The 11,739-nt window shown below is 52.5% G+C and carries 9 protein-coding genes; 6 read left to right on the plus strand and 3 right to left on the minus strand.

What is annotated here, in order from left to right; translation table 11 throughout:
* The first annotated feature begins 54 nt into the window (after positions 1-54).
* Both moeA and moeB read left to right on the plus strand, forming a co-directional pair.
* Positions 55-1,290 (plus strand): molybdopterin molybdotransferase MoeA, encoded by a 1,236-nt coding sequence (gene moeA / locus WHR59_RS15945; protein ID WP_043015708.1) that lies wholly within the window; start codon positions 55-57, stop codon positions 1,288-1,290.
* Entirely contained in the window at positions 1,290-2,039 is a 750-nt protein-coding gene (moeB, locus tag WHR59_RS15950) for a molybdopterin-synthase adenylyltransferase MoeB (protein ID WP_338843290.1), read from the plus strand. The genes moeA and moeB overlap by 1 nt, the downstream gene beginning before the upstream one ends.
* A gap of 85 nt (positions 2,040-2,124) precedes the next feature.
* Here moeB and fsa read toward each other — a convergent pair whose 3' ends face one another.
* Positions 2,125-2,787, minus strand: coding sequence for a fructose-6-phosphate aldolase (gene fsa, locus WHR59_RS15955; RefSeq protein WP_338843291.1), 663 nt, complete (start codon positions 2,785-2,787; stop codon positions 2,125-2,127).
* A 131-nt stretch (positions 2,788-2,918) separates the two neighbouring features.
* Here fsa and WHR59_RS15960 point away from each other — a divergent pair, with 131 nt between their 5' ends.
* From WHR59_RS15960 to WHR59_RS15970, 3 genes are all read left to right on the plus strand, one after another.
* Positions 2,919-3,818 (plus strand): glycyl-radical enzyme activating protein, encoded by a 900-nt coding sequence (locus tag WHR59_RS15960; protein ID WP_043015705.1) that lies wholly within the window; start codon positions 2,919-2,921, stop codon positions 3,816-3,818.
* Positions 3,819-3,823: 5 nt separating this feature from the next.
* Positions 3,824-6,256, plus strand: coding sequence for a glycyl radical protein (locus WHR59_RS15965; protein ID WP_172862854.1), 2,433 nt, complete (start codon positions 3,824-3,826; stop codon positions 6,254-6,256).
* Positions 6,257-6,422: 166 nt separating this feature from the next.
* Positions 6,423-7,238 (plus strand): Cof-type HAD-IIB family hydrolase, encoded by an 816-nt coding sequence (locus WHR59_RS15970; RefSeq protein ID WP_043015703.1) that lies wholly within the window; start codon positions 6,423-6,425, stop codon positions 7,236-7,238.
* 37 nt (positions 7,239-7,275) lie between these two features.
* Here the strand turns inward: WHR59_RS15970 and WHR59_RS15975 are convergent, their stop codons facing one another.
* Entirely contained in the window at positions 7,276-9,207 is a 1,932-nt protein-coding gene (locus WHR59_RS15975; RefSeq protein WP_338843292.1) for a M48 family metallopeptidase, read from the minus strand.
* Between the two features lie 264 nt (positions 9,208-9,471).
* On the opposite strand from WHR59_RS15975, the gene WHR59_RS15980 reads away from it, so the two are divergent.
* Positions 9,472-10,734 carry a YbiU family protein gene (locus tag WHR59_RS15980; protein ID WP_200007473.1) on the plus strand — a complete coding sequence of 421 codons (1,263 nt, stop codon included), beginning with the start codon at positions 9,472-9,474 and terminating at the stop codon, positions 10,732-10,734.
* A gap of 67 nt (positions 10,735-10,801) precedes the next feature.
* Here the strand turns inward: WHR59_RS15980 and WHR59_RS15985 are convergent, their stop codons facing one another.
* Positions 10,802-11,656: a hypothetical protein gene (locus WHR59_RS15985; RefSeq protein ID WP_233614059.1), complete on the minus strand. Its 855-nt coding sequence runs from the start codon at positions 11,654-11,656 to the stop codon at positions 10,802-10,804.
* Positions 11,657-11,739 lie beyond the last annotated feature (83 nt).

Here is an 11,739-nt window from a genome sequence, read left to right on the forward strand (position 1 = left end):
GTCCATTTTCTGACATAATGAGCGGATTCGATTTTGCCCCGCAGGAGTCTTCTCATGGAATTTACCGCCGGACTGATGCCGCTTGAAACGGCTCTCTCTCAGATGCTGTCGCGTATTACCCCGCTTACCGCTGTTGAAACGCTGCCGCTGGTTCAATGCTTTGGCCGCATTCTGGCCACCGATGTCGTCTCCCCGATCGATGTGCCGGGATTCGATAACTCGGCAATGGATGGCTATGCGGTGCGATTAGCCGATTTACAGTCTGACCAGCCTCTGGCTGTGGCAGGCAAAGCTTTTGCCGGTCAGCCTTTCCATGGCGAGTGGCCTGCGGGAACCTGCATCCGCATTATGACTGGCGCCCCGGTGCCTGTCGGTTGTGACGCGGTGGTGATGCAGGAGCAAACGGAACAAACCGACGACGGTGTGCGTTTTACCGCCGAGGTCCGCAGCGGACAAAATATTCGTTTGCGCGGCGAAGATATTGCCAATGGCGCTGTGGTGTTTCCCTCCGGGACGCGCCTGACCACCGCCGAGCTTCCCGTGCTGGCTTCGCTCGGTATTGCCGAAGTCCCCGTTGTGCGTAAAGTCCGCGTGGCGTTGTTCTCTACAGGCGATGAGCTGCAGTTGCCGGGTCAGCCGCTGGGAGACGGACAGATTTATGACACCAACCGTCTGACCGTTCACCTGATGCTGCAGCAGTTGGGCTGTGAAGTGATCAACCTGGGGATCATTCGCGACGATCCCAACGCGCTACGCGCCGCGTTTATCGAAGCCGACAGCCAGGCCGATGTCGTCATCAGCTCCGGCGGCGTTTCCGTAGGCGAAGCGGATTACACCAAAACCATTCTGGAAGAGCTGGGAGAAATTGCCTTCTGGAAGCTGGCCATCAAACCGGGCAAACCGTTCGCCTTTGGCAAACTGAGCAACAGTTGGTTTTGCGGCCTGCCGGGTAACCCGGTGTCTGCGGCCCTCACCTTTTATCAACTGGTACAACCGCTGCTGGCAAAACTCAGCGGCAACACCGCCTGCGGGCTGCCTGCGCGCCAGCGCGTACGTACCGCATCACGCCTGAAGAAAACGCCTGGCCGTCTGGATTTTCAGCGCGGTGTGTTGCAGCGCACCGCAGAAGGCGAACTGGAAGTCACCACCACCGGACATCAGGGCTCGCATATTTTTAGCTCCTTTAGCATGGGCAACTGCTTTATCGTACTGGAGCGCGATCGCGGTAACGTCGAAGCCGGAGAATGGGTTGAGGTCGAGCCGTTTAACGCACTGTTTGGAGGCCTGTAATGGCGGAACTCAGCGACCAGGAGATGATGCGCTATAACCGGCAAATCATTTTGCGCGGCTTCGATTTCGAAGGTCAGGAAGCGCTCAAGGAGGCGCGGGTACTGGTCGTTGGTCTGGGGGGACTGGGATGTGCAGCAACCCAGTACCTTGCGGGCGCTGGCGTCGGGCATTTAACCCTGCTCGACTTTGACACGGTCTCCGTGTCGAACCTCCAGCGCCAGACACTGCACAGCGATGCGACCGTTGGACAGCCAAAGGTGCTCTCCGCCCGCGACGCACTGACGCGGATTAATCCATACATCGCCATTACGCCGGTGAATGCGCTGCTGGAAGATAGCGAGATTCACGCGCTTATTGCCGGGCACGATTTGGTGCTGGACTGTACGGATAACGTCAGTATCCGCAATCAGCTGAATGTCGGATGCTTTAGCGCAAAGGTTCCGCTGGTTTCCGGGGCGGCAATACGCATGGAAGGACAAATTACCGTATTTACGTATCAGGAAGGGGAGCCCTGCTACCGCTGCCTGAGCCGTCTGTTCGGTGAAAATGCCCTGACCTGCGTCGAGGCCGGAGTGATGGCCCCGCTGATCGGCGTGATCGGCTCATTACAAGCGATGGAGGCCATTAAGCTGCTGGCAAACTACGGTAAACCGGCGTCGGGAAAAATCGTCATGTACGACGCCATGACCTGCCAGTTTCGCGAAATGAAGCTGATGCGTAACCCGGGGTGTGAGGTTTGTAGTCGGTAATAAAGTCGGGTGGCGCTAACGCTTACCCGACCTACAACGGCTCGAACGTAGGCCAGGTAAGCGTTAGCGCCACCCGGCAACAGCATCAGATCGATGTACGACCGAATGCATTCTGCCAGTCGTGCTCGAACTTCGCTACGGCAGCATCAACGGCCGGAGAGCTAATCATCTGCTGAGCGACATCCAGCGGCAGCGTGATGGACTCGCAACCCGCCAGTAGGCAATCCAGCGCCTGACGCGGTGTTTTGAAACTGGCTGCCAGGACTTTGGCGTGTGGGGCATGCATTTTCAATAAGGCCTGCAGATCGTTCACCGTCTGAATGCCGTCTCCCCCCTGCGCATCCACGCGGTTAACGTAGGGCGCCACGTATTCCGCCCCCGCCAGCGCAGCGAATAGCCCTTGAGCGGCGCCGTATACGGCGGTACCCAGCGTCGGGATGCCCTCTTCTTTCAGCAATTTAATGGCCGTCAGACCTTCTGCCGTCACCGGCACTTTAACTACGATATCCGCGATGATTGCCCGCAGTTTACGCGCATCGCTGACCATACCTTCGGCGGTGGTCGCCATTACCTGAGCAAACAGTCGTCCTTGCCCTCCCATCGCCTCCTGCAGTTGCGGCAGTAACACCTCCAGCGTCTGCTTACCTGCCGCCACAATGCTTGGGTTAGTGGTCACCCCTGCCAGCGGAAAAACACGCGCCAGCGCTTTTACCGCGGCAACGTCAGACGTATCTAAATAGAGTTCCATAACCTTTCCTCAAACGAATAATTGCATGGATAAAAGGTAGCACGGCGAAACCTCACAGTTAGTTGACGCACGTCAATATAACTTTCATTCGAAAGTAATTTAATCTTTATACGAAAGAAAAGAGGCCGCTTATGATTTTCAATATCCAGCGCTATTCCACGCATGATGGTCCCGGGATCCGTACCGTGGTGTTCCTTAAGGGATGCTCCCTGGGCTGTCGGTGGTGCCAGAATCCGGAAAGCCGCGCCCGCACGCAGGATCTGCTCTATGACGCGCGTTTGTGCCTCGAGGGTTGCGATCTTTGTGCTCAGGCAGCACCGGAGGTGATTGAACGGGCGCTAAGCGGATTGCTGATTCATCGCGAAAAACTGACCGATGACGCGCTTACCGCGTTGACCCACTGCTGTCCGACGCAGGCACTGACCGTCTGCGGAGAGATAAAAAGTGTGGACGAGATCATGGCGACCGTAATGCGTGACAAACCGTTTTACGACCGCAGCGGAGGGGGCCTCACCTTATCCGGCGGTGAACCGTTTATGCAGCCAGAACTGGCGGCAGCGTTGCTCAAAGCCAGCCACGATGCCGGCATTCATACGGCGGTAGAAACGTGTCTGCATGTTCCGTGGAAGTATATTGAACCGTCATTACCTGACGTCGATCTGTTCCTGGCCGATTTAAAACATGTGGCCGACGCCCCGTTTAAACAGTGGACCGATGGGCGTGCCTCTCGCGTACTGGAAAATCTAAAAAAACTGGCCGCCGCTGGTAAAAAAATGATCATCCGCGTACCGCTGATTCAGGGATTCAACGCTAACGAAGCCGCTATTCAAGCCATTACCGATTTTGCCGCCGACGAGCTTCACGTCGGTGAGATCCATTTTTTGCCCTACCACACCCTGGGCATCAACAAATACCACTTACTCAGTCAACCCTACAACGCACCGGATAAACCGCTTGATGCGCCTGCACTGCTCGAATTTGCCCAGCAGTACGCCAGCCTTAAAGGTTTAACCGCGACCCTACGAGGATAATCGCCATGACCACACTGAAACTGGACACACTCAGCGACCGTATCAAAGCGCATAAAACGGCCCTGATCCACATCGTAAAGCCGCCGGTTTGTACCGAGCGCGCCCAGCACTATACCGAGATGTACCAACAGCATCTGGATAAACCCATCCCGGTTCGCCGCGCGCTGGCGCTGGCCCATCATCTGGCGGAACGTACCATCTGGATTAAGCATGACGAGCTGATCGTTGGCAACCAGGCGAGTGAAGTACGTGCTGCGCCTATCTTCCCGGAATACACCGTCTCCTGGATTGAAAAAGAGATCGACGACCTCGCCGATAGGCCGGGCGCAGGCTTCTCGGTAAGCGAGGAGAATAAACGTGTGTTGCACGAGGTGTGTCCGTGGTGGCGTGGTCAGACCGTGCAGGATCGCTGCTACGGGATGTTTACCGACGAACAGAAAGGGCTGCTGGAAACCGGTATTATCAAAGCCGAAGGTAACATGACCTCCGGCGACGCACACCTGGCGGTAAACTTCCCGCTGCTGCTGGAAAAAGGTCTCGACGGCCTACGCCACAAAGTCGATGAACGTCGTTCCCGCATCAATCTGACATGTCTGGAAGACCTCCATGGCGATCAGTTCCTGAAAGCGATAGATATCGTGCTGGAGGCCGTCAGCCTGCACATTGAGCGCTTTGCCATGCTGGCACGTAAAATGGCGTCCACAGAAACTCGCGCCAGCCGTCGTGATGAACTGCTGACCATTGCGGAAAACTGCGATGTGATCGCCCATGAGCCGCCAAAAACGTTCTGGCAGGCGCTGCAGTTGTGCTATTTCATTCAGTTGATCCTGCAAATTGAATCTAACGGTCACTCGGTGTCGTTTGGTCGTATGGATCAGTATCTCTATCCGTTCTATCGTCGTGACGTAGAACTGAACCTGAGCCTCGATCGCGAGCACGCTATTGAGCTGCTGCACAGCTGCTGGCTGAAGCTGCTGGAAGTGAACAAAATCCGCTCCGGTTCCCACTCCAAAGCATCGGCGGGCAGCCCGCTGTATCAGAACGTGACCATTGGTGGACAGAATCTGGTTAACGGTCAGGCGATGGATGCCGTCAACCCGCTCTCCTACGCGATTCTGGAATCCTGCGGCCGACTGCGTTCTACGCAGCCCAACCTGAGCGTGCGTTATCACGCAGGGATGAGTAATGACTTCCTGGATGCCTGCGTGCAGGTGATCCGCTGCGGCTTCGGGATGCCAGCCTTTAACAACGATGAAATCGTCATCCCGGAATTCATTAAGCTTGGCATTGAACCGCAGGACGCCTATGACTATGCAGCTATTGGTTGCATCGAAACCGCCGTTGGCGGCAAATGGGGCTACCGCTGCACCGGCATGAGCTTTATTAACTTTGCCCGCGTAATGCTGGCGGCGCTGGAAGGTGGTCGTGATGCCACCAGCGGCAAAGTCTTCCTGCCACAGGAAAAAGCGCTCTCAGCCGGTAACTTCAACAATTTCGACGAAGTGATGGACGCCTGGGATGCGCAGATTCGCTACTACACGCGTAAATCTATCGAAATCGAGTATGTCGTCGACACCATGCTGGAAGAGAATGTACATGATATTCTCTGCTCCGCGCTGGTAGACGACTGCATCGAGCGCGCGAAAAGCATTAAGCAAGGCGGTGCTAAGTATGACTGGGTATCAGGTTTGCAAGTGGGTATCGCCAACCTCGGCAACAGTCTGGCGGCTGTGAAGAAACTGGTCTTTGAACAAGGTGCTATCGGTCAGCAACAGCTGGCCGCCGCGCTGGCCGACGATTTTGACGGTCTGACCCATGAGCAATTACGCCAGCGACTGATCAACGGCGCGCCGAAATACGGCAACGATGACGATAGCGTTGATACGCTGCTGGCCCGCGCTTATCAGACCTATATCAGTGAACTGAAACAGTATCATAATCCACGTTATGGTCGCGGTCCGGTTGGCGGCAATTACTACGCCGGCACCTCGTCTATCTCCGCAAACGTGCCGTTTGGCGCGGCAACCATGGCAACGCCGGATGGCCGTAAGGCGCACACCCCGCTGGCGGAAGGCGCAAGTCCGGCCTCCGGGACGGACCATCTCGGCCCAACGGCGGTAATTGGCTCGGTGGGAAAACTGCCGACCGGTTCAATCCTCGGCGGCGTGTTGTTAAATCAGAAACTGAACCCGGCCACGCTGGAGAATGAATCCGATAAGCAAAAGCTGATGATCCTGCTGCGTACCTTCTTTGAAGAGCACAAAGGCTGGCATATTCAGTACAACATTGTCTCGCGTGAAACGCTGCTGGAAGCCAAAAAACACCCGGATCAGTACCGCGACCTGGTGGTCCGTGTAGCAGGTTATTCCGCCTTCTTCACCGCGCTGTCTCCGGATGCGCAGGACGATATCATCGCCCGTACTGAACACATGTTGTAAAACCCCCGCCCGGTGACGCTGCGCTTACCGGGCCTTCATCTCTCCCCTTAGCCGGGTAAGGCGAAGCTGTCACCCGGCCTTTTACTTTCATTCGAAATTAAATTTGTGCCACAGGTCACATTGTTATTAGAATGTTTCTGGTTGCAGTTATAAGCCAGGAGCAAATATGACCATCAAAGTTATCGTCACCGATATGGACGGAACTTTTCTCGACGATGCCAAGCAATACGATCGTGCACGTTTTATGGCGCAGTATCAGGAACTAAAAAAACGAGATATCGAATTTGTCGTGGCCAGCGGCAACCAGTATTACCAGTTGATCTCTTTTTTCCCGGAGCTCAAAGATGAGATTTCTTTTGTCGCCGAGAACGGGGCGTTAGTCTTTGAACATGGCAAACAGCTGTTTCACGGTGAGCTAACCCGCCACGAATCCCGCATTGTCATTGGCGAACTGCTAAAAGATAAGCATCTCAATTTTGTGGCTTGCGGCCTGCAAAGCGCCTACGTTAGCGAAAATGCCCCAGAGTCCTTTGTCGCGTTGATGTCAAAACACTATCATCGCCTGAAACCCGTGAAGGATTATCAGGACATCGACGATGTACTGTTCAAGTTCTCGCTAAATCTACCTGACCAACAGATCCCATTAGTTATCGATCACCTTCATTCAGCCCTTGACGGTATTATGAAGCCCGTTACCAGCGGCTTTGGGTTTATCGACCTGATCATTCCTGGTTTACATAAAGCCAACGGGATCAGCCGTCTGCTAAAGCGCTGGAACCTGTCACCGCAAAACGTGGTCGCGATTGGCGATAGCGGTAATGACGCGGAAATGCTGAAAATGGCACGCTACTCTTTCGCTATGGCCAACGCTGCAGAGAGTATCAAAGCGATTGCTCGCTATCAGACCGACGACAACAACCATCAGGGCGCGCTGAACGTGATTCAGGCGGTGCTGGATAACACTTCGCCTTTTAACGTCTGACAGATAACCGGAGTGCTGGCTCCGGTTTTTACTATGCTCAGAAATCCGCTAACTCAGCCCGCGCGTGGGCTGAGCCAATGTATTGGCCGATAAGCGTCATCAAGGCTTGCGCATCCAGCTTAACCTTTTTCATTTCCTGCTGGCGTAGCAGGCTGCCGGACACCACAATTATAATCGCATGCTGCCGAGGATTAAAACGAATCGCCTGCATAAACCGCTTTGTGGTGACGTTGGGTTGATACTCTTCATTCAGGAAGAGCTTGATGGTCAATGAACTGGAGACGATCGTCAATTCACCATTAGAAACGTATTTTAGCGGTAATGGTTGAGGTAGCCAGGAGCTGGTAATGCTGTCCGACGTGAACACTAACAGCGGCTGCCGCGTTCGTCGTAATGTGATGACCCCCAGTATCCCTGAGGCAGTACCTGCGAAGGGAAGCATCCAGAACCATGCACTGACGGTGCAGAACAGAACTAAATACCCTCCCCCCAGCAACATCAAAAAACCCAGCACAATCATATACCATGGTTCTTTTTTGCTGGTCCACAGTGCAACCGACTCCGTTGCCAGAACGGCCTCAGTTTCAAGCGCCTGACGATACGCCTCACGTTGTGGAACAATGTGGCCCAATAGCTTTTGCGTAAGTGACGAACATAAAGCATCCACATCGCTGAACAATTTACGAATAAAATCACCGTCACTTGCCGTAACCGGCCGCACAGCTCGTGTCTGAAGCTGATCATCCAGTTCTACTGCCAGTAGAGCAATGCGAGCTCGCGTCGTAGGATGGCTATCCATTGGATGCGCAATTTCACTGTCGATAGCGTTATGCAACTCAAATGGGTTAACGCTTTGCAATGCAGTCACCAGACTGGCAAGCCAGCAATCGCTAACAATCTGTTTGCGAATCATGTCGTCGAGAAACCGGGAAACCGGTTCATCAAGTACCGACATACGCAATAACGCCGAAGCCATTGCCATAGGAGAAGAGACCTCAGCGCCCATACTATCAGCCGCATGTTCACGAACTCGGCTCCAGTAACTCACCGTCTCGTGAAACGACTGTAAAAACCAGACGCCCATATCCAAAGAGGGACGCAGTACTATGCGGTCCAGCCAGGAAAAACCCTGTGAACTATTTGCCATATGCTCAAGGCTATTTTCTATACCAGCATACAGTGGAGCAAAACGTAGGCTGTACTGGGTATCTTCCCCGGTAAAATGCCCCAGTTCATGACCAATCACGGCGGCGACTTCGTTTTCATCCAGTAGCGCCATATAGGTTAGCGGCAAATAGAGGGTATTCCCCGTCAGACGTTCACCATCGACAGTGTTTACGGCATTGGCCGTGACGTAAAAGCATTCAAAAAAACCCACCACAATGTTATCGGGTACGGTGAGTCGACCACGCTCGGTGAGATCGCGAACCCAACGCCATAACATCGGATTGCAGGCCTCTGTGATATTTATCCCGTAGCTATCCGTATCTTCTTGCTTAAAAATTGCAAAGCATCTTTTGATGGAGGCCAGGCTTTTTATTAACATCCAGAAAATGACGCCGACGGCGAGCAGGAGTATCACCACAAGCTTGAAGCCCCCGGCTCCGCCAATATGCGAGAGAGTCCAGATAACTTCCGATAACACCAAACATATGGTCGCCAGACCGCAAGCCACTATTTCCCCCACCATCAAGACAGGCAGCAGGCGTCGACAGAGCGTAAATTTGTTAATCAGGATGGTCTGAGAATGATGCGAAGCGCGTGCACTGGTTGTGCATACGCAAATTGCGGTGCCAACAACCAGCAGCGCACCACCCGTAAGTAATATTGCCGACCAGGCCAACGCCCAGCGAAACATCTCCACGTTATCACTAATGGGAGCATCCCCCACGCGCCAACACAGCCAAAGCGCATAAAAAAAGAGGCTCACCGGGACGGTAAAGAGGTAAAGAATTCCTTTTCTTTCCATAGCAATTTTCCTTGAAATCGTGCTGTGTCCTTGCGCCCTATTTTTTAGCGGTCGAATCAGTTGCGAATCAAATTATAAAGAACCCCACTTACGCCAGGCTAACGTTTTTACGCGTAATACTCATAACTCCCTGCAATTCGGACAATGCAGCATCGTCCCAGCCGGTCAGAGCACCATTAATTAAACTTGCGTTAACTAAATTTTAACTTATATTATCATCTGTAAGTTAAATTAGTTTCGAATGAAAGTTAATGTGAGGTGGATATGACTTTTACTTTTACCAGCGACACGTTGCCCGCCGATCACAAAGCGACAATCCGGCAGATGAAACAGCAACTGCGTGAACAGCTTGGAGATGTTCAGTTGATTTTCAATCAGTTGAGCGATGCCATTGCCAATCGCGTGGCGGAAATCAACGCCCTCAAAGCGCAAGGCTCCCCGGTTTGGCCCGTGGTGTCTTATGCAGATATCAACGCGGGTCGCGTAAGTGCAGAGCAGCGTGAAGAAATTAAGCGTCGCGGATGCGCGGTGATTAAAGGCCATTTCCCTCGAGAACAGGCCCTCGATTGGGATCGGTCAATGCTGGACTATCTGGACCGCAACCATTTTGACGATGTCTATAAAGGACCGGGCGATAATTTCTTTGGTACCCTGAGCGCATCGCGGCCTGAAATCTACCCCATCTACTGGTCCCAGGCGCAGATGCAGGCCCGTCAGAGTGAAGAAATGGCCAATGCACAGTCTTTCCTTAATCGTCTTTGGACATTTTCAAGCGCAGGTAAGCAATGGTTTAACCCGGATGTCAGCGTTATCTACCCTGACCGGATACGCCGTCGCCCGCCGGGAACCACGTCTAAAGGGCTGGGCGCTCATACGGATTCCGGCGCGCTGGAGCGCTGGCTTCTTCCGGCGTATCAGCAGGTCTTTGCTAATGTTTTCAATGGTAAGCTGGAAGATTATGATCCATGGCAGGCGGCGCATCGCACCGAGGTAGAAGAGTACACGGTGGATAACACCACCAAATGTTCGGTCTTCCGTACCTTCCAGGGCTGGACTGCACTGTCCGATATGCTGCCGGGTCAGGGATTGCTGCACGTGGTCCCTATTCCTGAAGCGATGGCATATGTGCTGTTACGCCCATTGCTTGATGATGTGCCGGAAGATGAACTTTGCGGCGTCGCGCCCGGCAGAGTCCTGCCGATTTCCACACAATGGCATCCGCTACTGATTGAGGCGTTGACCAGCATTCCGCAACTGGACGCCGGAGACTCCGTCTGGTGGCATTGCGACGTGATTCACTCCGTCGCCCCGGTGGAAAATCAGCAGGGCTGGGGCAACGTGATGTACATTCCTGCCGCACCAATGTGCGAAAAGAATCTGGCTTATGCCCACAAAGTGAAAGCCGCACTGGAAAAAGGCGCGTCGCCGGGTGATTTCCCGCGTGAGGATTATGAAACTAACTGGGAAGGACGCTTCACGCTGGAGGATTTGAATATCCACGGTAAACGCGCGTTGGGGATGGAATAACCCTTCCCCTTGCATCACTTTTAAACAGTCCGGTTTTCTTCACTAAATGATAAAAACCGGATATTTTTTATTCTACTGAAACTGCCGCCAGTTTCCATTTATCATTTTCTTTGAGCATAGTAACGTTAATTTCACCAGACTCCCCGTTTTTAAACTCAACGCTTCCAGACAAAGAACCAACATTATTTTCTACGTTGAAGCTATCGAAACTGTAATCACTAATATCATCAAAATGAATAGACTCAGTTACAAGCTTAAAGTCCTCGTTGTTCATTTTTCTTTGCAGAGAAGAGGAGCTTGCCTGATAAGCCTGAACATATTGTCCATTACGGAGCAAGTCTATCTCTGTTCGCGCAGCATCCTTCAAATCACCCATTGTAGAAAAAAGGAAAGAGCCCAGGCCAATAAAAACAATCAGTGCGGCAATCACCGCCCCCGCTATAACAAATTTCCTTTTCTTCTTGTCTGCTAACAAACCACGAATCTGCCAACCCGCTTCACGAGCCATATCAAAAATAGGGTCAGTAATTTCCGTTGATATAAATTTATAGCCATCAATTTTACCGAAGCTACCATCTTCTTTTTTACCCCAGGAGCCCCCTGCAGAAAACTCAAGACTCTTCCCGACCTGGACAGATTTGCTCATTTTGAACCCACCCAAATCTGCATCCCACTCCACATCGGTCTTTTTTTCCCGATAGCTAATCTGCTTTTTACTTTCATTGAAAAACAGTCTTAGCTCATATTGTTGCTGCAATCCGTGTTGACTGAAATAATCTATCCACTTAGCATCAACGATATTCCAGGATGCAACAATATCATCACCATCTTCACGTAAAATGAAAGGATGCTCGTTGCTGCTGTTTAAACTCAGTAATTTTAATTTAAGATTAGCTAAAGAAAGCGGTTCCATCTGACTCATTTCCTTATGTAGGTCGTTATGGAAAGTATCTTAGCCACAATTGTGGCTAAGATTAATCAGCAGAACTTTTTTTCAGAAAAGTG

It is taken from the genome of Citrobacter europaeus (assembly GCF_037482245.1).
Lineage (GTDB): Bacteria > Pseudomonadota > Gammaproteobacteria > Enterobacterales > Enterobacteriaceae > Citrobacter > Citrobacter europaeus.

Bases quoted from the DNA above. Each gene is read 5' to 3' on its own strand.
- WHR59_RS15960 (WP_043015705.1), top strand. From the start codon at position 2,919: ATGATTTTCAATATCCAGCGCTATTCCACGCATGATGGTCCCGGGATC.
- moeA (WP_043015708.1), top strand. From the start codon at position 55: ATGGAATTTACCGCCGGACTGATGCCGCTTGAAACGGCTCTCTCTCAG.
- WHR59_RS15965 (WP_172862854.1), top strand. From the start codon at position 3,824: ATGACCACACTGAAACTGGACACACTCAGCGACCGTATCAAAGCGCAT.
- moeB (WP_338843290.1), top strand. From the start codon at position 1,290: ATGGCGGAACTCAGCGACCAGGAGATGATGCGCTATAACCGGCAAATC.
- fsa (WP_338843291.1), bottom strand. From the start codon at position 2,787: ATGGAACTCTATTTAGATACGTCTGACGTTGCCGCGGTAAAAGCGCTG.
- WHR59_RS15970 (WP_043015703.1), top strand. From the start codon at position 6,423: ATGACCATCAAAGTTATCGTCACCGATATGGACGGAACTTTTCTCGAC.
- WHR59_RS15975 (WP_338843292.1), bottom strand. From the start codon at position 9,207: ATGGAAAGAAAAGGAATTCTTTACCTCTTTACCGTCCCGGTGAGCCTC.
- WHR59_RS15985 (WP_233614059.1), bottom strand. From the start codon at position 11,656: ATGAGTCAGATGGAACCGCTTTCTTTAGCTAATCTTAAATTAAAATTA.
- WHR59_RS15980 (WP_200007473.1), top strand. From the start codon at position 9,472: ATGACTTTTACTTTTACCAGCGACACGTTGCCCGCCGATCACAAAGCG.